Annotated in this window: 17 protein-coding genes; 9 read left to right on the forward strand and 8 right to left on the reverse strand. The window is 73.6% G+C overall.

Translation table 11 applies throughout. The features are described from left to right. Positions 1–30 precede the first annotated feature (30 nt). Positions 31–1,059, forward strand: coding sequence for a hypothetical protein (locus ACWEPX_RS23445; RefSeq protein WP_451899359.1), 1,029 nt, complete (start codon positions 31–33; stop codon positions 1,057–1,059). Here ACWEPX_RS23445 and ACWEPX_RS23450 read toward each other — a convergent pair. Further along, positions 1,056–1,703: an HAD family hydrolase gene (locus ACWEPX_RS23450; protein WP_451899408.1), complete on the reverse strand. Its 648-nt coding sequence runs from the start codon at positions 1,701–1,703 to the stop codon at positions 1,056–1,058. The two genes, ACWEPX_RS23445 and ACWEPX_RS23450, sit on opposite strands and share 4 nt — an antisense overlap. A 130-nt stretch (positions 1,704–1,833) precedes the next feature. Here ACWEPX_RS23450 and ACWEPX_RS23455 point away from each other — a divergent pair, with 130 nt between their 5' ends. Further along, a complete protein-coding gene (locus tag ACWEPX_RS23455; protein WP_451899360.1) occupies positions 1,834–2,727 on the forward strand; it encodes a PAC2 family protein in 894 nt (297 codons plus the stop codon). Here ACWEPX_RS23455 and mshC read toward each other — a convergent pair. Then, a complete protein-coding gene (mshC, locus tag ACWEPX_RS23460; protein WP_451899361.1) occupies positions 2,724–3,962 on the reverse strand; it encodes a cysteine--1-D-myo-inosityl 2-amino-2-deoxy-alpha-D-glucopyranoside ligase in 1,239 nt (412 codons plus the stop codon). The genes ACWEPX_RS23455 and mshC overlap by 4 nt on opposite strands. Positions 3,963–4,110: 148 nt before the next feature. Between mshC and ACWEPX_RS23465 the strand changes: the two genes are divergently transcribed. Together ACWEPX_RS23465 and ACWEPX_RS23470 are read left to right on the forward strand one after the other, a co-directional pair. Then, a complete protein-coding gene (locus tag ACWEPX_RS23465) occupies positions 4,111–5,289 on the forward strand; it encodes a S8 family peptidase (RefSeq protein WP_451899362.1) in 1,179 nt (392 codons plus the stop codon). Continuing rightward, a complete protein-coding gene (locus ACWEPX_RS23470) occupies positions 5,286–5,534 on the forward strand; it encodes a hypothetical protein (RefSeq protein WP_451899363.1) in 249 nt (82 codons plus the stop codon). Before ACWEPX_RS23465 ends, ACWEPX_RS23470 begins: the two co-directional genes overlap by 4 nt. A gap of 14 nt (positions 5,535–5,548) precedes the next feature. On the opposite strand, the gene ACWEPX_RS23475 is transcribed toward ACWEPX_RS23470, so the two are convergent. Further along, positions 5,549–6,340 (reverse strand): ion transporter, encoded by a 792-nt coding sequence (locus tag ACWEPX_RS23475; protein WP_451899364.1) that lies wholly within the window; start codon positions 6,338–6,340, stop codon positions 5,549–5,551. Between the two features lie 126 nt (positions 6,341–6,466). Between ACWEPX_RS23475 and ACWEPX_RS23480 the strand changes: the two genes are divergently transcribed. Beyond that, complete coding sequence (locus ACWEPX_RS23480) at positions 6,467–7,378, forward strand: anti-sigma factor RsbA family regulatory protein (RefSeq protein WP_451899365.1); 912 nt, start codon at positions 6,467–6,469, stop codon at positions 7,376–7,378. A gap of 6 nt (positions 7,379–7,384) precedes the next feature. Here ACWEPX_RS23480 and hrpA read toward each other — a convergent pair whose 3' ends face one another. Further along, positions 7,385–11,275, reverse strand: a complete 3,891-nt coding sequence (hrpA, locus tag ACWEPX_RS23485; RefSeq protein WP_451899366.1) for an ATP-dependent RNA helicase HrpA — start codon at positions 11,273–11,275, stop codon at positions 7,385–7,387. 127 nt (positions 11,276–11,402) lie between these two features. On the opposite strand from hrpA, the gene ACWEPX_RS23490 reads away from it, so the two are divergent. From ACWEPX_RS23490 to ACWEPX_RS23500, 3 genes are all read left to right on the forward strand, one after another. Beyond that, on the forward strand, positions 11,403–11,843 hold the full coding sequence (locus ACWEPX_RS23490) for a DUF6319 family protein (protein WP_451899367.1): 441 nt from the start codon (positions 11,403–11,405) through the stop codon (positions 11,841–11,843). Positions 11,844–11,948: 105 nt separating this feature from the next. Beyond that, positions 11,949–12,356, forward strand: coding sequence for a four-helix bundle copper-binding protein (locus tag ACWEPX_RS23495; protein WP_451899368.1), 408 nt, complete (start codon positions 11,949–11,951; stop codon positions 12,354–12,356). Positions 12,357–12,411: 55 nt separating this feature from the next. Beyond that, positions 12,412–13,794, forward strand: coding sequence for an SDR family NAD(P)-dependent oxidoreductase (locus ACWEPX_RS23500; protein ID WP_451899369.1), 1,383 nt, complete (start codon positions 12,412–12,414; stop codon positions 13,792–13,794). Positions 13,795–14,110: 316 nt separating this feature from the next. Here ACWEPX_RS23500 and ACWEPX_RS23505 read toward each other — a convergent pair whose 3' ends face one another. The 3 genes from ACWEPX_RS23505 to ACWEPX_RS23515 are packed head-to-tail and all read right to left on the reverse strand — an operon-like array spanning position 14,111 to position 17,302. Beyond that, entirely contained in the window at positions 14,111–14,551 is a 441-nt protein-coding gene (locus tag ACWEPX_RS23505; protein ID WP_451899370.1) for a response regulator, read from the reverse strand. Continuing rightward, a complete protein-coding gene (locus tag ACWEPX_RS23510; RefSeq protein WP_451899371.1) occupies positions 14,548–16,137 on the reverse strand; it encodes a sensor histidine kinase in 1,590 nt (529 codons plus the stop codon). The genes ACWEPX_RS23505 and ACWEPX_RS23510 overlap by 4 nt, the downstream gene beginning before the upstream one ends. After that, entirely contained in the window at positions 16,130–17,302 is a 1,173-nt protein-coding gene (locus ACWEPX_RS23515; RefSeq protein ID WP_451899372.1) for a PP2C family protein-serine/threonine phosphatase, read from the reverse strand. The genes ACWEPX_RS23510 and ACWEPX_RS23515 overlap by 8 nt, the downstream gene beginning before the upstream one ends. A gap of 186 nt (positions 17,303–17,488) precedes the next feature. Between ACWEPX_RS23515 and ACWEPX_RS23520 the strand changes: the two genes are divergently transcribed. After that, positions 17,489–18,193, forward strand: a complete 705-nt coding sequence (locus tag ACWEPX_RS23520) for an LmeA family phospholipid-binding protein (RefSeq protein WP_451899373.1) — start codon at positions 17,489–17,491, stop codon at positions 18,191–18,193. Here ACWEPX_RS23520 and ACWEPX_RS23525 read toward each other — a convergent pair. Beyond that, on the reverse strand, positions 18,180–18,815 hold the full coding sequence (locus ACWEPX_RS23525; protein WP_451899374.1) for a DUF998 domain-containing protein: 636 nt from the start codon (positions 18,813–18,815) through the stop codon (positions 18,180–18,182). The two genes, ACWEPX_RS23520 and ACWEPX_RS23525, sit on opposite strands and share 14 nt — an antisense overlap. Positions 18,816–18,819: the final 4 nt, after the last annotated feature.

Below are 18,819 nucleotides of genomic sequence, written 5' to 3' on the forward strand. Positions count from 1 at the left end.
GCTCGCCGATCGGGTACGTGTCCGACTGCCATGGGAGACCTCGTCATCGGCCTGCTCGCCGACCCCGACCTGCCAGCCGCGCTCGTCGAGCGGCTCGCCGCCGACCTGCCCGACCGCCTGGGCGACACCACCGCGACGGTGGACACCGCCCAAGACCCGTTCGAGTCCCGGTACCCCGACCTCAACCGGCTGATGGACAAGGCCAACCAGCGCATCCGGGCCACCAGCTGGGACCTGGCCATCTGCGTGACCGACCTGCCGATCCGCACCGCGGCCGGGCCGGTGCTGGCCAGCGTCGACCCGGTGGGCCGGGTCGCGGTCGTCTCGCTGCCCGCCCTCGGCGGCATCCGGCTGCTGAGCAGGCTGCGCGCGGTGGTGGTGCCGCTGATCCGCGGCATGGCCGAGCGGCGGGTGCCCACCGACCTGCCCGGCCTGCGGGTGCTCGACCCCGAACCCGGCGACGACGCGGTGGAGATCGTCTGGCCGGGCCGGTTCCAGCGGACCCGGCTGCTGGCCGGGATGGTCCGGGCCAACCGGCCGTGGCAGCTCATCCTGGGCCTGTCGCGGGCGCTGGCCAGCGCGATGACCGGCGTGGCCTTCGGCGTGCTGTACTCCACGATCTGGGCGATGGCCACCGCGCTGCACCCGCTGCGGCTGGTCGGGCTGGCCGCGGTCGCCATCGCGGCGATGACGGCGTGGATCATCGCCGGGCACCGGCTGTGGGAGGCGCGGCCGCAGGCGGTGCTCGTGGTCGACCCGCAGATCCGGCTGCGCAACGCCAGCACGGCGATCACGGTCGTGATGGGCACCGCCGCGTTCTTCACCGCGCTGTTCGCCATCGCGCTCGCCGCAGTGGGGATCGTGATCCCGCCGGACTACCTGGCCCAGACCCTGGGCCGCCCGGTCGGCTTCGGCGACTACCTCACCATCGCCCTGATGGCCAGCGCGCTGGGCACCCTCGCGGGCGCGGTCGGCTCGGGACTGGAGGACGACTCCACCGTCCGCCTGGCGACCTACGGCTACCGCGAGCAGGAGCGCCGCGAGCAGGTGGCGGACTAGGCCGCGGGGGCCTCGCCCATGACCGCGGTCAGCACCCCCATGTCGACCCCGACGAGGCTGTCGCGCAGCACCCGCCGCTCCCCCGGCTCCACCGGCACCTCGCACGGCACGACCAGCACCGCGCAGCCCGCGGCGACGGCCGAGGCCGTCCCGGTCGGGGAGTCCTCGACGGCCACGCACCGGGTCGGGTCGACGCCCAGCAGCCGGGCCGCCCGCAGGTAGGGCTCGGGCAGCGGCTTGTTGCGCCCGTCCACCTCGTCGCCGCAGACCACCACGTCGAAGAACTCCCGGCCGATGGTGTCCAGCGCGATCTCCACCAGCGGGCGCTCGGTCGAGGTGACCAGCGCCGTGGGCACGCCCGAGTCGCGCACGGCCCGCAGCGCGGCCTCCGCGCCCGGCCGGAACCGCAGGTCGGTGCGGAACAGCTCGGCGATCCGCGCGTCGATCCACGCCACCGCCTCGCGCACCTCCTCGGTGCTCGGCTCCAGGCCCGCCGCGCCGAACAGCAGGGACATCGTCGTCGGGATGTTGGAGCCGACCATCGCCGCCCTGGTCTCGTGGGACAGCTCGGCGCCGAGCTTGGCCGCGTACTCGTAGAGCGGGATGTCCCAGAGCTTCTCGGAGTCCAGCAGGGTGCCGTCCATGTCCCACAGCACGGCGGCGGGCGCGGTCAAACCGTCCTCCAACAGGTCAACGGGGGTTCTCCGCCGCCACGCTACCCGGACACGCGGCCTTCGATCTCCCCCGGCGGCCGATGGGTCGTAGTCTTGCGCGGTGACGAACGCGGAACCCACCCCGACCGACCGGTCCGACCTCGACGAGCCCGTGCTCGTCGCGGCCTTCGAGGGCTGGAACGACGCCGGGGACGCCGCCACCACCGCCATCGAGCACCTGCAGCTCACCTGGGACGCCACCCCGCTGCTGGAGCTCGACCCGGACGACTACTACGACTTCCAGGTCAGCAGGCCGACCGTGCGCCTGGTCGATGGCGTGACCCGGCGGGTGGAGTGGCCGACGACCCGGCTGTCGGTGTGCCGCCCGCCCGGCTCCCGCCGGGACGTGGTGCTGGTGCACGGCATCGAGCCCAACATGCGCTGGCGCAAGTTCTGCGGGGAGCTGCTCGGCCACGTCGAGGACCTCGGCATCACCACCGTCGTCACCCTCGGCGCGCTGCTCGCCGACACCCCGCACAGCCGCCCGGTCCCGGTGACCGGCACCGCCTACGACGCCGAGTCCGCCGCCCGCTTCGGCCTGGAGCGGTCCCGCTACGAGGGCCCCACCGGCATCGTCGGGGTGTTCCAGGACGCCTGCGTGCGCGCCGGGGTGCCCGCCATCTCCATCTGGGCGGCGGTGCCGCACTACGTCTCCCAGCCGCCCTCGCCCAAGGCCACCCTCGCCCTGCTGCACCGGGTCGAGGAGGTGCTCGACGTCGAGGTCCCGCTGGGCGCCCTGCCCGAGCAGGCCGAGGAGTGGCAGCGCACGGTTAGCGAGATGGCCGAGGAGGACGAGGACGTGCGCAACTACGTGCGCGCCCTAGAGGAGCGCGGCGACGCCGAGGACACCCTCGGCGAGACCAGCGGCGAGACGATCGCCGCGGAGTTCGAGCGCTACCTGCGCAGGCGCGGCCCGGGCCGGGGCCACGGCGGCCCCGGCCCGACCGGCATCTAGAGGGCGACCCCCAGCAGGGCGTCCACCGCGGTGCGGACCAGGACGGGCGCGCCCTGGTCCGCGCCGACGCCGCGCAGGGCCTGCTCGGCCCAGGCGTCGACGGCCGCCATCGCGCCCGGGGTGTCCAGGTCGTCGGCGAGGTGGTCGCGCAGGCGGGCCACCAGGGCCGCGCCGTCCGGACCGGACTCGCGGGCGACGGCGGCGCGCCAGCGCGCCAGCCGGGCGACGCCGTCGGCCAGCAGCTCGTCGGTCCACGACCGGTCGGTCCGGTAGTGGCCCGCGAGCAGCGCCAGGCGCACGGCCATCGGGTCGACGCCGTCGGCGCGCAGCCGGGAGACGAAGACCAGGTTGCCCCGGGACTTCGACATCTTCTCCCCGTCGAGCCCGATCATCGCCGCGTGCGTGTAGTGCCGGGCGAACGGGTGCTCGCCGGTCAGGCACTCGGCGTGCGCGGCGCTGAACTCGTGGTGCGGGAAGATCAGGTCCGACCCGCCGCCCTGCACGTCGATGCCCATGCCCAGGCGGTTGAGGGCGATGACGCTGCACTCGATGTGCCAGCCCGGCCTGCCCGGGCCCAGCTCGGAGTCCCAGCTCGGCTCGTCCGGCCGGGCCGCGCGCCAGAGCAGGGCGTCGAGCGGGTGGCGCTTGCCCGGGCGGTCCGGGTCGCCGCCGCGCTCGGCGAAGAAGCGCGCCATCGTCGGCTCGTCGTAGTTGGACTCGTAGCCGAAGCGCCCGCCCGCGGTGTGGTCGAAGTAGATGTCGGGGAACTGCGGGTCGTCCACCCGGTAGGCGCTGCCGCCCGCGAGCAGCTTCGCCACGGCCTCCACGATCTCCGGGATCGACTCCACCGCGCCGACGAACGACCGCGGCGGCAGCACCCGCAGCGCCTCCATGTCCTCGCGGAACAGCGCCGTCTCCCGCATCGCCAGCACCACCCAGTCGTCCTGGTCGCGGGCGGCGCGCTCCAGCAGCGGGTCGTCGACGTCGGTGACGTTCTGCACGTAGCGGACGTCGTGGCCGTTGTCCAGCCAGAGCCGGTGCACGAGGTCGAACGCCAGGTAGGTGGCGGCGTGCCCGAGGTGGGTGGCGTCGTACGGGGTGATCCCGCAGACGTACATGGTCGCGGTGGGGCCCGGCGCCGTCGGCCGGATCTCACCGGTCGCGGTGTCGTGCAGCCGCAGCGGTCGCGGCGGCCCCGGCACGTAGGGCACCGGCTGGGAGAGCCAAGTCTGCATACCCACGACCCTAATCCGCGGCCGTCCGGTCAGGTGCGGCTTGGCCGGATGACCGGACGCCGACGCGGCCGAACGTGTGAGGGCCGTTACATCGCCCGGCCGCGGCCCGACACTAGAGCCGGGGACCTACGAAGGAGGCGGGGAGACGATGACGACGGCGGGCAACGGCACGACCGGGCGCTACCTGGTGCTGCTGGAGGACGACGCGGTCGCGGCGGGAACCAAGGCGCTCAACCAGGTGGCGGGCATCCGCGCGGCCAGCACGGCCGAGGCGGGGGTCGACACGATGGGCTTCGACGCCAGCCAGGGGGTGGTGCTGCACCAGCTGGGCGTCGCGGTGGTCAACGCCGACGAGGAGCAGGCGATGGCGCTGGCCAGGGCGGCGGTCGAGCCGGGCCCGATCGCGCTGCTGGAGCAGGAGCGGGTGGTCTACGCGATCGCCGCGCCCGCGCCCGCCGAGCAGCCCGCGGTCAGCGACGAGTCGCTGTTCACCTGGGGCCTGCAGGCCGTCGGCGCGCAGCTGAGCACGGCCACCGGCAAGGGCATCCGGGTCGCGGTGCTCGACACCGGCTTCGACCTGGCCCACCCGGACTTCGCGGGCCGCGAGGTCGAGGCCAGCTCGTTCGTGCCCGGCGAGGAGCCCCAGGACGGGCACGGCCACGGCACGCACTGCATCGGCAGCGCGTGCGGGCCGCGCGAGCCCGCGGAGGGCCCCGGCTACGGCGTGGCCTACGAGGCGGAGATCTACGCGGGGAAGGTGCTGAGCAACGCCGGGTCCGGCTCCGACGGCGGCATCCTGTCCGGCATCGCGTGGGCGCTGAGCAACGGCTGCGCGGTCGTGTCGATGTCGCTGGGGGCGCGCACCCGCCCCGGCGACCCGTACTCGCGCACCTACGAGCGGGTGGCGGCGCGGGCGCTGGCCCAGGGCACGCTCATCATCGCCGCTGCGGGCAACGAGTCCGAGCGGCAGAATGGCCGCGTGGCGCCTGTCGGTCACCCCGCGAACTGCCCGTCGGTCCTGGCCGTCGGGGCCGTCGACGTGAAGTCGGCCGTCGCGCCGTTCTCCTGCGGCACGGTCGACAAGATCGGCTCGGTCGACCTCGTCGGCCCGGGCGTGGACGTGCACTCGTCGTGGCCGATGCCGCTGCGGCACAACCGGATCAGCGGCACCAGCATGGCCACCCCGCACGTCTCCGGCGTCGCCGCGCTGGTCGCCCAGGCCACCGGGGCGCGCGGGCTGGAGCTGTGGGCGCGGCTGGTGCAGCACGCCCGGCGGCTGCCGCTGCCCTCGACCGACGTGGGCTCCGGCCTGGTGCAGGCCCCGTGACCGACGACCCCGTCGAGCAGGTGCTCGTCGTGCTGGCCGACTCCGGCCTGGCCCGGCTGCCCGAGGTGGTGGCCGGGCTGGAGGCCGCGGGGATGCGCGTGGACGAGGTGCTCGACTCGGTCGGGGTCGTCAGCGGGGCCATCGCCAGCCACGCCGTCGCCGCCCTGTCGGAGATCGACGGCGTGGAGGGCATCGAGCAGGTCGGCGCGTTCCAGCTCCCCGACCCGGGCAGCGACGTCCAGTGACCGCCGACCGGTGATCACCCGCCGGGTGGGGACGGGTCGGGCAGGTCGCGGTGGTCGCCCGCCCGCACGGCCCGGCGGATCTGGTCGATGTTCTCCCGGAGCAGGTCGCTGATCAGCTCGTCGGTGCGCGGGTCGGCCAGCATCTCCAGCACGACCCGCAGGACGGTGTCGGTGACCGTGCCGACGATCTCGTCGTGGAAGGGGATCAGCGACAGCCGCCCGGCCTGCCGATCCTGCTTGATCTTCTCCAGCACCATCGCGCGGATCTCGGCGCGGTTCTCCGCCAGCGCGGCGGCGGCGTTGCGGGCGTAGTGGCCGGTGCGCAGCACCGCGACCACCTCGTCCAGCACGGCGACGGTCAGCGGCTTCTTGATCAGGTCGACCACCGGGTCGATCAGCGCGCCGCCGAAGCGCCCGAGCGCGCGGTAGGCCAGCTCCTCCCCCACCGACCGGTTCGCCGGTCGGCTCAGCCGGGTCAGCACGACCGCGATCCGCACCGCCCGCAGCAGGCGGAAGGAGCGGAAGGCCAGGTGGGCCACGGGGACCATGCCCACGACGTCGTACCAGTTGACCCGCAGGAACCGCGCCTTGAACCCGCCCGCCCACCAGCGCCAGACGAACTCGACGAGGAAGACGCCGCAGAAGACCTGGTCGACGCGCACGATCACCGCGGCCACCGCGGGATCGGGGTCGAAGAACGCCCGGTAGGCCAGCAGGCCGACGGAGACGACGGCGAGCGCCATCATGAGCCAGTCGTCGATGCTGACCCGCAGCTTCTTCGGCGAGCCTGTCAGGGGGACGACCACGGTGGGAAACGATCGCACGGGCGCGCCCGCCTGGCCACCCCGGATCCCTCGCCGCCACCGGGGCATCCGGGTACCCTGGCGACGGCCGGCCGGGGCCCCCGAACCCGACCGCCCGGAGGCAGCCCCATGACCGCACGAGGCCCCGCGCACCACGCCCTCGTGTACACCGACACCGCCGAACTCGTCGCCGAGTCGGTGTCGTACCTGCGCGCAGGCGCGGCCGAGGGCCGCGCGGCCTTCGCCATCGTCCCGCCCGCCACCGGCGAGCCGCTGCGCGCCGCCCTCGGCGCGGACCTGTCCGCGGTGCGGATCATCGACATGGCCGCCGTCGGCGCCAACCCCGCCCGGATCGTGCCCGCGCTGCGCGAGGTCGTCGACGCCGCTGAAGGCGGGCGGGCGCGCGGGGTGGCCCAGGCGTGGTGGCCCGAGCGCGGCGCGGCGGCCTCGGCCGAGGTCATGCTGCACGAGGCGCTGGTGGACATCGCCTTCGCCGACGCGCCGGGCTTGCAGCTGCTGTGCCCCTACCCCGCCGACGGCCCGGGCTGGGTGGAGTCCTGCCACCGCGCGGTGGTCGAGGATGGCGTGCTGCGGCCGAGCCGCGCCTACGACCCCGACCTGGCGGCGACCACGTTCAGCGCCCAGCTGGACGACAACCCCGACACCGTCGCCGATGTGGCCCACTTCAGCCTCGACGACCTGCCGGAGCTGCGCGACCTGGTGACGATCCGGGCCAGCGCGGCCGGGCTCGACCGCGACCGGGCCCTGGACCTGACGCTGGCCGCCAACGAGATCGTCACCAACAGCATCTGCCACGGCGGCGAGCGCGGCACGCTGCGGCTGTGGACCGAGCCCGGCGAGGTCGTGTGCGAGGTCAGCGACAGCGGGCACCTGGACTCGGCGCTGATCGGCCGGGTCGCGCCGCTGCCGTCGGTGCGCGGCGGCCGCGGGGTGTGGCTGGCCAACCAGCTGTGCGACCTGGTGCGCATCCGCTCCTGCCCGAAGCGCGGCACCGTGGTCCGGCTGCACATGCTGATCTGAGCGCGGCTACCGCCCGAGCTCGGCGATCGCGGTGCGGATGCGCTTGTCCGACACCGATCCCGCGGTGCCCAGGGTCTGGGCGAAGTAGCTGATCCGCAGCTCCTCGATCATCCAGCGCACGGCCCGCACCCGCTCGCCCTCCTGGGCCCACGCCGGGAGCTGGTTGAGCAGCTCGTGGTAGGCGTCCTCCAGGTCCTGCACGACGTGCATCCAGGTGCGGTCCCGGTCGGGCCGCTCCGGCAGCTTGTCCAGCCGCCGCTGGATGCCCTGCAGGTACCGCTCGACGTCGGGCAGCCGGTCGAAGCCGGTCGCGGTGGCGAAGCCCGGGAACACCAGACCCGCCAGCTGCTCGCGGATGTCGGCCAGCGGCTCGGTGAAGATCGGCCCCCGGGTGCGCGAGATCCGCTCCGTCACCGCCTGCCACGCCGCGACGACCGCGCGGACCCGTTCCAGCGCCGTCAGGGTCGTGGCGACCAAGCCCTTGCGGACGGACTCGCGCAGCCGCGCGAACCCCGCCTCGTCCCAGGCAGGCCCGCCCGCGGCGCTGATCAGGTGGTCGGCGGCGCAGTCGACGCAGTCGGCGAGCAGGCCGTTGACGCTGCCGTGCGGGTTGTGCGAGAGGGTCAGCTTCGCCTGGTTCGACAGCGCCCGCACGACCTGCTTCACCGGCGACGGCACGCCGAGCAGGACCAGCCTGCGGGTGCCCAGCCACATCGCCTGGCGCTGCTCGGGCTCGGTGTCGAACATCCGCACCGCCACCGAGCCGCCCTCGTCCACCAGCGCGGGATAGGCGGTGACCGACATGCCGTTCTGCGTGGTGCGCGCGACCTTGGGCAGGCTGCCGATCGTCCAGTCGGTCAGCCCGCTGCGCGCCAGGTCGGTCGCGGCGGTCAGCGACTGCCGAAGCTGGTCCTTGAGCTGCTGCTTCAGCTTCTCCAGGTCCTTGCCCGCGGCGAGGGTCCGGCCCTCGTCCACGACCTCGAACGTGGTGCGCAGGTGGTCGGGGACCGCGTCGAGGTTCCAGGCGTCGCGCGGGACCGCCACCCCGGTGAGGGCCTTGAGCTCGCGGCCCACCGCCTCCGGCAGCGACGGCTCGTCCTCGGCGAGGCGGGCGACCACGGCCTTGGCGAAGTCCGGGGCGGGCACGAACAGCCGCCGCAGCTGCTTGGGCAGCGACCGGATGAGCGCCGTCACCGCCTCGGTCCGCAACCCCGGCACGGTCAGCGAGAAGCCGTCGCCGGTGAGCTGGTTGAGCACGGCGATGGGCACGCGCGCGGTCACCCCGTCGTCGGCGCGGCCGGGCTCGAAGCGGTAGGTCAGCGGGAGGGTGAGCCCGCGCTGGGTCATGGTGTCCGGGAACGACTCGGCGGTGATGTCCCGCGCGGACTCGTTGACCAGCAGGTCCCGCGGGTAGGTCAGCAGGTCCGGCTGCTCGTGCCTGGCCTTCTTCCACCAGGCGTCGAAGTGGCGGGCGGAGACGACCTCGGCCGGGATGCGCTGGTCGTAGAAGGCGAACAGGGACTCGTCGTCGACGAGGATGTCGCGCCTGCGGGCCCGGTGCTCCAGCTCCTCGACCTCGCGCAGCAGCTCGCGGTTGGCGTGGAAGAACTTGTGCCGGGTCTGCCAGTCGCCCTCGACCAGCGCGTGCCGGATGAACAGCTCGCGCGCCATCTCCGGGTCGATGCGCCCGTACTGCACCTTGCGGGAGACGACGATCGGCAGCCCGTAGAGGGTGACCTTCTCCATCGCCACGACCGAGCCCTGGCGGGCTTCCCAGTGCGGCTCGCTGTAGGTGCGCTTGACCAGGTGGGCGGCCAGCGGCTCGATCCACTCCGGCTCGATGCGCGCGGCGGTGCGGCCCCACAGCCGCGAGGTCTCCACCAGCTCGGCGGCCATCACCCAGCGCGGCGGCTTCTTCGCCAGCGCCGAGCCGGGGAAGACGGCGAACTTGGCGTTGCGGGCGCCGTAGAACTCCCGGCCCTGCGGGTCGCGCATGCCCACGTGCGAGAGCAGGCCCGACAGCAGGGCGATGTGGACGTTGCGCGGCTCGGCAGGCACGTCGTTGACCTCGATGCCGAGCTGGCGGGCCACCTGGCGCAGCTGGGAGTGGATGTCCTGCCACTCGCGGACCCGCAGGTAGTTCAGGAACTCGGCCTTGCACATCTTGCGGAAGCGGCTGCCCGACAGCTCCTTCTGCTGCTCGCGCAGGTAGTTCCACAGGTTGAGGAAGGCGAGGAAGTCGGAGTCGGGGTCGGCGAAGCGCGCGTGCTTCTCCGCGGCCGCCTGCTGCTGGTCCTGCGGGCGCTCGCGCGGGTCCTGGATGGACAGCGCGGCGGCGATCACCATGACCTCGGCGACCGCCCCGGTCTTGCCCGCCTCGACCACCATGCGGCCCATCCGCGGGTCGACCGGGAGCTGGGCCAGCGTGCGGCCGATCGGGGTGAGCGCCTTGCCGTCTGCGGTGAGCGCGCCGAGCTCGTGCAGCAGGTTCACCCCGTCGGCGACGTGGCGGCGGTCCGGCGGCTCGATGAACGGGAAGTCGGCCATCTCGCCGAGGTCGGCCGCGGTCATCTGCAGGATGACCGACGCGAGGTTGGTGCGCAGGATCTCCGGGTCGGTGAACTCCGGGCGGGCGAGGAAGTCCTCCTCGCTGTAGAGCCGGATGCAGATGCCGTCCGCGGTCCGGCCGCAGCGGCCCTTGCGCTGGTTGGCCGACGCCTGCGAGATCGGCTCGATCGGCAGCCGCTGCACCTTGAGCCGGTTGCTGTAGCGGGAGATGCGGGCGGTGCCCGGGTCGATGACGTACTTGATGCCCGGGACGGTCAGCGAGGTCTCGGCGACGTTGGTGGCCAGCACGATCCGCCTGCCCCGGTGCGGCTGGAACACCCGGTGCTGCTCGGCGGTCGACAGCCGCGCGTAGAGCGGCAGGACCTCGGTGTCGCGCAGCTTGCGGGCGGTCAGCGCGTCGGCGGTGTCGCGGATCTCCCGCTCGCCGGAGAGGAACACCAGGATGTCGCCCGGCCCCTCGGCGACCAGCTCGTCCACCGCGTCGAGGATGCCCTGCACCTGGTCGCGGTCGGGGTCGGCGTCGGGGTCCTCGGGGTCGACCAGCGGGCGGTAGCGCACCTCGACGGGGTAGGTGCGGCCGGAGACCTCGACGATCGGGGCGTCGCCGAAGTGCCGGGAGAAGCGCTCCGGATCGATGGTCGCCGAGGTGATGACGACCTTGAGGTCCGGGCGGCTGGGCAGCAGGCGGGCCAGGTAGCCGAGCAGGAAGTCGATGTTGAGGCTGCGCTCGTGCGCCTCGTCGATGATGATCGTGTCGTACTGGCGCAGCAGCCGGTCGTTCTGGATCTCGGCCAGCAGGATGCCGTCGGTCATCAGCTTGACCAGGGTGTTCGGGCCCACCTGGTCGGTGAAGCGGACCTTCCAGCCCACGACGTCGCCCAGCTCGGTGCCCAGTTCCTCGGCCACCCGCTCGGCGACCGTGCGCGCGGCGATGCGCCGCGGCTGGGTGTGGCCGATGTGGCCGGTGACGCCCCGGCCCAGCTCCAGGCACATCTTGGGGATCTGGGTCGTCTTGCCCGAGCCGGTCTCCCCGGCGACGATCACGACCTGGTGGTCGCGGATGGCGGCCATGATGTCGGCGCGCTTGGCGCTGACCGGCAGCTCCTCGGGGTACTTGGGCGCCGGGACCGCGGCCCGCCGCGCCGCCACCCGCGCCTCGGCGGCGCTGACCTCGGCGTCGAGGCGGGTGAGCACCGCCTGCCGCTTGTGCCTGTCGCGGAGCTTGCGCACCCCGTCGAGCCTGCGCCCCAGCCGGTGGGCGTCGTGTGCCATCAGCCCGCCGAGGCGCTCGCGGAGGCCGGCGGGGGAAGCGTCGAGGTCGGTGCTCATCTCCCTTCCAGCCTAGGCAATGCCCCCCGCCCGCCTCATCCGGTTTCCCGCCGGACCCGCCCGCGCCGGAAATCCGAACGCATGTTCTAATTCTCCTCGGTCCAGCAGGAGTCCTGAGAGGGAGTTGATGGTGTCAACCGATACCGAGACCGTGCCCGTGGAGCGCGTGCCCGAGATGACCGGGCCCGAGCCAGCGGCGGCGACCGAGGCAGCCCCGGCGGCCGCCGAGCCCGCCGAGGTCACGGCGCCTGCGAAGAAGCCCCGGGCGGCCAAGGCGGCCAGCACCGCGAAGAAGACCAGGACGGTGGAGCTGACCCTCACCGTCACCGGCACGGCCGACGGCGAGTGGCAGGCCGAGCTGACCCAGGCGGGCAAGCGCGTCGTGCAGGGGCTGGCCGTGCCCGCCGCCGCCGTCTCGCGGGCCGCCGCCGAGCTGCACAGCGACATCTCCTCGGCCATCGAGTCGGTGCTGGAGACCGCGCGGGAGCAGCACCGGCTGCGGATGGCCGAGCTGGAGGCCGAGCTGGACAAGGTCAAGGCCGCCCTGGCCGAGCTGCAGGAGGGCTGACCGGCGCGCCCTGCCGCGCCGGTGGCCTGGGCGCGGCAGGGCGCGTTTCCCGACCGGGGACCCCGGGTACCGCCTGACGGCAACCACAGGGAGAGGAGCGGCCCGATGGGCGTCGCCGGTCTGATGCTGAAGACCTACCCGAAGGACCTGGGCGGGGTGGACCCCGACACGCTCGCCGCCTGCATCGAGGCGTGCTTCGAGTGCGCGCAGGCGTGCACCGCGTGCGCGGACGCCTGCCTGAGCGAGGACCAGGTCGCCGAGCTGGTGAAGTGCGTGCGCACCAACCTCGACTGCGCCGACATCTGCGAGACCACCGGGCGCGTGCTGTCCCGGCACACCGGCTATGACGCCGATCTCACCCGCGCCGTCGTCACCGCCTGCGCCACCGCGTGCCGCAGTTGCGGGGACGAGTGCGCGGCGCACGCCGACCACCACGACCACTGCCGGACCTGCGCGGACTCGTGCCGCAAGTGCGAGCGCGCCTGCCGCGACCTGCTCGCCGCCCTGGGGTAGGGCCGCTTCTACAGTAGGGCCCGGACGACGACGGGCTCGGCACGGCAGGGGCGGCATGACAGGGATCGACGCGGACCGCCTCCAGACCTGCCTGCAGGTCCTCGCCGAGGTCGAGGCGCTGCCCGACGACCACCCGCACGCCGTCGCCGTGCGCAGGGCCACCGCGGGCATCTACAAGGCGGTCCGCAAGCAGCGCAAGGCCGCCAAGCGGGCCGCGGTGCTGGCCGCCGACCAGGCCGTCATCGCCGCGACGGCCACCGGGTCGCCGCAGCGCATCGATGACGAGACGCGCGGCATCCCGCTGGTGTCGACCACCCCGGGGGCCAGCGCGGGGACGCTGCTCAAGCCGGGCGCGTGCTACGTCTGCAAGCAGCGCTACACCGTCGTCGACGCCTTCTACCACCAGCTCTGCCCGGCCTGCGCCGCCGTCAACCGGGCCAAGCGCGACGCCGGGGCCGACCTGAGCGGGCGCCGGGCGCTGCTCACCGGCGGGCGGGCCAAGATCGGCATGTACATCGCGCTGCGGCTGCTGCGCGACGGCGCGCACACCACCATCACCACCCGCTTCCCCACCGACGCGGTCCGCCGGTTCGCCGCCGAGCCGGACAGCGCGGACTGGCTGCACCGGCTGCGGGTGGTCGGGATCGACCTGCGCGACCCGGCCCAGGTCGTCGGCCTGGCCGACCTCATGGCGCGCGAGCCGCTGGACATCCTGATCAACAACGCGGCGCAGACCGTGCGCCGCTCCCCCGCCGCCTACGCGCCGCTGATCGCCGCGGAGAGCGCGCCGCTGCCGTCGGGCCCGCTGCCGGAGATCATCGCCCTCGGCCGGGCCGACCGGGCGCACCCGGTGGCGATCACCGGCATGGTGTCCCCCGCCGAGGTGACGGCCAAGGCGCTGACCGCGGGCACCCGCGACGGCATCGACGCAGGCGGCCTGGTGCCCGACCCCGACCCGGTGAACAGCTGGACCCACCGGGTGCACGAGGTCGACCCGGTGGAGCTGCTCGAAGTCCAGCTCTGCAACCAGACCGCGCCGTTCATCCTGGTCAGCAGGCTGCGCCCGGCGATGAGGCGCTCGACGGCGCGCCGCAAGTACGTCGTCAACGTCTCGGCGATGGAAGGGGTGTTCTCCCGCGGCTACAAGGGCGCCGGGCACCCGCACACCAACATGGCCAAGGCCGCGCTGAACATGCTCACCCGCACCAGCGCCGAAGACCTCTACCGCGATGGGATCCTCATGACCTCCGTCGACACCGGCTGGATCACCGACGAACGCCCCCAGCCCACCCGCGAACGCCTGGCGGACGCCGGCTTCCACGCCCCGCTGGACCTGGTCGACGGCGCCGCCCGCGTCTACGACCCCATCGTCCGCGGCGAATCCGGCGAGGACGTCTACGGGGTCTTCCTCAAGGACTACCAGCCCGCCCCGTGGTGATCAGGCGGACGATTGCCCGCCGAAGAACCACAGGTGGCCGACATGTCGGCGAACCAAGGGGAAGCGGGTGACCGCTGGCTGATTCGGCTTCTGGGCCGGTGCCGCCCGCGCCCACCACCAACGAAATGAACGGGTTGTCCGCCGAAGAACCGAAGATGGTCGACGTTTGGCGGATCAAGAGCGCGCTAGAAGGCGCTGGGCTGGCCGACCGGCTGTTCCGCCCCCGCGCCCTCTGACGGAGCAGCGACGGAACAGCCCGCACCACTGGACGGGGCGCTACCAGCGCCCGCACCCCTTGACCTCACCGATTGGGTGGTCAGGTCGGCAGCTTCACCACGGTCACGAAGAATTCGTCGATCTTCCTGATGACCTCGATGAAGCGGTCGAAGTCGACGGGCTTGGTGACGTAGGCGTTGGCGTGCAGTTCGTAGCTGCGGACGATGTCCTCCTCGGCCTCCGAGGTCGTCAGGACGACGACGGGGATCGAGCGGAGGGTGGCGTCGGACTTGATCTCGGCGAGCACCTGCCTGCCGTCGAAGCGCGGCAGGTTGAGGTCGAGCAGGACGAGGTCGGGGCGGGGGGCGTCGGCGTAGGAGCCCTCGCGGCGCAGGAACTGGACGGCCTGCTCGCCGTCGCGGACGACGTGGAGCTCGTTGCGGATCTTGTAGTGCTCGAACGCCTCGCGCGTCATCAGGACATCGCCCTCGTCGTCCTCGACCAGGAGGACGTCGATGGCCTTCAAGTCCGCTTCGGTCACTGGGTTTCCTCGCTCCGGTCCGGGGTTTCGGGCGCGTCGGCGTCCGCGGGCTCCAGCGTAACGGGCACCGGCAGGGTGAACCGGAACCGCGTGCCGGAAGTGTGCTCGGAGTCCAGCCAGATCCGCCCGCCGTGGTACTCGATGATCTTGCGGCACATGGCCAGGCCGATGCCGGTGCCCGGGTACTCCTCCTTGCCGTGCAGCCGCTGGAAGATCACGAACACCCGTTCGGCGTACTCCGGCTGGATCCCGATCCCGTTGTCGGTGACGGAGAACTCCCAGAAGTCCCCGTCGCGCTCGGCTTCGACCCGGATGAGCGGGAGGTCCTCGCCGCGGAACTTCACCGCGTTGCCGATGAGGTTCTGGAACACCGCGGTCAGCAGCGCCGCCTCGCCGCGCACGGTCGGCAGCTCGCCCACCACCTCCACGGTCGCGCCCGCGTCCTCCAGCGCGTGGGCCAGGTTCGTGCGCGCCTGCTCGACCAGGTCCGCCGCGGAGAGCAGCACGTGGTCGTTGACGTGCCTGCCGACGCGGCTGAACGCGAGCAGGTCGTTGATCAGCACCTGCATGCGCTTGGCCCCGTCGACGGCGAAGCCGATGTACTGGTCGGCGCGCTCGTCGAGCTGGCCCTTGTAGCGGCGTTCGAGGAGCTGGCAGAAGCTGGCGACCTTGCGCAGCGGCTCCTGCAGGTCGTGCGATGCCACGTAGGCGAACTGCTCCAGCTCGCTGTTGGACCGCGCCAGGTCCTCGGTGCGCACGTCGAGCTCGGCGTTGACCTCCCGCTGGGCGGCCAGCTCGTCGAGGATGCGCCTGCGCATCGAGTCCACGCCGTCGGCCAGGGTGACGATCTCCAGCGGCCCGCCCACCCGGGGCGCGAGCTGGAAGTCCCCCTCGGAGACCCGTCGCACCTGCCCCGCCAGGCTCGTCAGCGGACCGACGACGGCGGCGCGCAGCACCAGGGTCAGCAGCACGAAGATCAGCAGCAGCACCACGGCGACCGACACCGAGACGACCACGACGCGGTTGGCCGAGGAGTTGAGGGCGTCCCGGCTGTCCACCCGGACCCGCTCCAGGCCCTCCTGCAGCCTGCTGGAGGCCGCGCGCACGGCGTCGAAGCGCTGCTTGGCCGCCTCGGTGCGCTCCGGCAGCGGCCGCTTCGGCTGCTCGACCGCGGCCTCGACCAGGTTGATGACCGGGGTGGCGTACTCCTTGCGCCAGAGCCCGACGTGCCAGGTGACCCGCTCCAGCTCGGCGATCAGCTCGGGGTGGTCGTCCAGCAGCTCGCGCAGCCTGTCCACCGCCCGCTCCTGCCTGCCGATCCCGTCGTGGTACGGGTCGAGGAAGGCCGGGTCGGCGGTGAGCACGTACCCGCGCACGCCGGTCTCCTGGTCGAGCAGGGCGTTGTCCAGCCGCAGCGCGTCCTGCACGGCCGGGTCGATGCGGTCGACGAGCGCGTAGCGCCGGTCCGACAGCTCGGCGATGGCCAGCGCCCCCACCACGATGGCGACGACGCAGATGGCGATGGCCGCGCCGATGGTCACGGTGATCCACCGGCGCAGCGGCCAGCGGTTCTCGCGCTCACGCATCCGCGATCCTCGTCAGCATGAGGGCGGCGACATCGTCCACGAGGTCGCCCTGGTTGAGCACGCACACGGTGCGCACGAGGTCGTCCAGCAGGGACGCGCGCCAGTTGCCGCCCGCGGCGGCGAACTGGCCCGCCATCTCGGCCAGCCGCTCCGGGCCCAGACGCTCGGCCCCGGAGCCGATGCGGCCCTCGATCAGGCCGTCGGTGAACATCAGCACCGACCACTGCGGACCCAGCTTGACCGTGCGCGCCTCCCAGCTGGCCTCGTCGAGCACGCCGAGCGGGATGCCGATGGGCGCGCTGAGCAGCGCGGCGCCGTCGGGGGTGAGCAGGATCGGCGCGGGGTGGCCCGCCATGCGCAGGTCGGCCGTCTCGCGGTCGGCGGCGACCGACAGCGTGCACAGCGTGGCGAACAACCCGTCGAGGTGTCTCTCGTGGACCAGCACGCGCTGCATCGCGTCGAAGATCTCGTCCACCGGGCGACCCGCCAGCATCATGGTGCGCCAGGCGACGCGCAGGTACACCCCGAGCGCGGCCTCGTCGGGGCCGTGGCCGCAGACGTCGCCGACCATCGCGTGGACGGTGCCGTCGTCGGCTTGGACGATGTCGTAGAAGTCGCCGCCGAGCAGGGCGCGCTGGCGGCCCGGCTGGTAGCGGAAGTCGGCGCGCAGCCGCGGGTCGTCCAGCACCGGGGAGGGCAGCAGGCCGCGCTCCAGGCGGGCCTTCTCCATCGCCAGCAGCCGCTCCTCGCGCAGCTGGCGCTGCATCTCCTCGGCCTTGACGCGGCCCACGGCGTAGCGGATGACCCGGGCCAGCAGGTCGGGGTCGACCTCGCCCTTGAGCAGGTAGTCCTGCGCGCCCGCGGCCACGGCGGCGACGCCGAGCTGGGCGTCGGCGCGGCCGGTGAGCACCACCACGGCCACCCCGTCGGGGTCGTCGAGCAGGCGCAGCGCGTCCAGGCCGGTGGCGTCGGGCAGGTCGAGGTCGAGCAGCACGCAGTCCTGCCCGGCGAGGTTGCGCCGGGCCTCGGCGACGGTGCGCACGGTGGTCAGGCGGACCTCGGCGTCGCTGTCAGCCAGCAGTTCGCGCACCAGCAGGGTGTCGCCCGGGTCGTCCTCGACCAGCAGGACGCTGACGAGGTCGCGCGCGGCAACCGACACTTCCATCCACCCGACTCCACGGTGCGCTGACTAGCTTTGACAAGGCTTTGCGATCGTAGTCTCCCGCAGCGCGCCCGCCATCGCGGGACGCGCTGCCCCTACCCCGCCCAGCGTGGTGGTTCGCGCACGCGGCGCACAACCCCCGGGCGCGCCGCCCCGCCCGCCCGGTCGGGCGTCGGCCAGACTGGCCGGGTGTTCGGCGACTGGCTCCCCGCGTTCGACGCCCTGCTGTCCGCAGGTCGCCGCGCCACGCCCGCGGGCGCGCTGGAGACCGCGGTGCGCGTCGCCGCCGAGCGGCTGCGCGGGCGGGTGGTGACGGTGCGCGGCGTGCCGATGACCGTGACCGACCTCGCCGTGACGACGGACACAGCCGGGCTGCTGCAGGGCCGCATCGACGAGGTGCGCTTCGCCGCCCGGGACGTGGGCTGGCCGGGCCTGCCGGTGGCGCGCTTGGCGGTGCGCTGCCACGACGTCCGCGTCGTCGGCCCGCTCTCGACGCGGGTCGTGATCGGCTCGGTGCGGCTGCGGGTGGCGATCCCCGCCTCGGCGCTGGGCAGGCCGCCGGTGGCCGTGCGGCTGGCCGACGGCCAGGTGTGGCTGAGCAGGCCGCCGTGGCCGGGCGCGCTGCGGGTCGTCCCCGAGGTGGCGGGCGGCGCGCTGCGGGTGCGCCCGGTCGCGGTGCGGCTGGGCAGGCTGCGCGTGCGGCTGGCCCGGCCCGCGATCCCGGTCGACCTGCCGGACCTGCCGCCGAACGTGCGCGTCACCGCGGTGTCGGTGACCGACGCGATCGAGGTCGACGCCCACGCGGTGGACTGGCGGGACCGCGTCTCAGGCACGCCGCTGACCGACCTGCTCGGGCTGCTCGGCACCGCCGCCACGACCCTCACCGTGCGGTGACCGCCGCCCTGGCCGGGCGCAGCAGGCCGAGGACGAGGACGGCCAGGCCCGCGACCGCGAACCCGGCGACCATCCGCTCCACCAGGCCCAGCGGGACGAAGCGCCACCAGCTCACCCCGCCCAGCGCCATGTTCACCACGCCGACGACGATCGTGCCGAACCAGGCCAGCGACGCCGCGGCCAGCGCGCGGGTGAGCCAGCGCCAGCCCGCGGCGGCCGGGAAGACCGCGCCCGCCGCGGCCAGCACGGCCAGCGGCAGCGACAGGAAGGCGGCCACGCTGGCGTAGCGGTGGATCGTGCCGCCCAGGCTCGGCCCCACCGACCAGTCGGTCTTGGTGAACACGACCACCACGACCAGGCTGGCCGTCCACACCGCGCCCATCGCCACGGCGAAGCGGCCGTGCCCGCGGCGCAGCAGCTCGGTGAAGGCCAGCGCCGAGCCGACGGCGATCAGCACGACCGCGAGGTCGAAGGCCCACTTGCCCTCCCCCAGCGCGTACTCGCTGAGCGTGCGGCGGACCGGGCTGATGCGGCTGGTGGGCGGGACCACGTGCAGCGCCAGGAGCACCACGACCCCGGCCAGCAGCGAGCACAGTCCGAGCAAGGGCAATCTGCGGTCCACGGTC

The sequence above is a fragment of the Actinokineospora sp. NPDC004072 genome (assembly GCF_053604195.1).

Coding starts and splice junctions, on each gene's coding strand:
- ACWEPX_RS23445 (WP_451899359.1), top strand. CDS start 31: ATGGGAGACCTCGTCATCGGCCTGCTCGCCGACCCCGACCTGCCAGCC.
- ACWEPX_RS23450 (WP_451899408.1), bottom strand. CDS start 1,703: ATGGACGGCACCCTGCTGGACTCCGAGAAGCTCTGGGACATCCCGCTC.
- mshC (WP_451899361.1), bottom strand. CDS start 3,962: ATGCAGACTTGGCTCTCCCAGCCGGTGCCCTACGTGCCGGGGCCGCCG.
- ACWEPX_RS23465 (WP_451899362.1), top strand. CDS start 4,111: ATGACGACGGCGGGCAACGGCACGACCGGGCGCTACCTGGTGCTGCTG.
- ACWEPX_RS23480 (WP_451899365.1), top strand. CDS start 6,467: ATGACCGCACGAGGCCCCGCGCACCACGCCCTCGTGTACACCGACACC.
- hrpA (WP_451899366.1), bottom strand. CDS start 11,275: ATGAGCACCGACCTCGACGCTTCCCCCGCCGGCCTCCGCGAGCGCCTC.
- ACWEPX_RS23490 (WP_451899367.1), top strand. CDS start 11,403: ATGGTGTCAACCGATACCGAGACCGTGCCCGTGGAGCGCGTGCCCGAG.
- ACWEPX_RS23495 (WP_451899368.1), top strand. CDS start 11,949: ATGGGCGTCGCCGGTCTGATGCTGAAGACCTACCCGAAGGACCTGGGC.
- ACWEPX_RS23500 (WP_451899369.1), top strand. CDS start 12,412: ATGACAGGGATCGACGCGGACCGCCTCCAGACCTGCCTGCAGGTCCTC.
- ACWEPX_RS23510 (WP_451899371.1), bottom strand. CDS start 16,137: ATGCGTGAGCGCGAGAACCGCTGGCCGCTGCGCCGGTGGATCACCGTG.
- ACWEPX_RS23515 (WP_451899372.1), bottom strand. CDS start 17,302: ATGGAAGTGTCGGTTGCCGCGCGCGACCTCGTCAGCGTCCTGCTGGTC.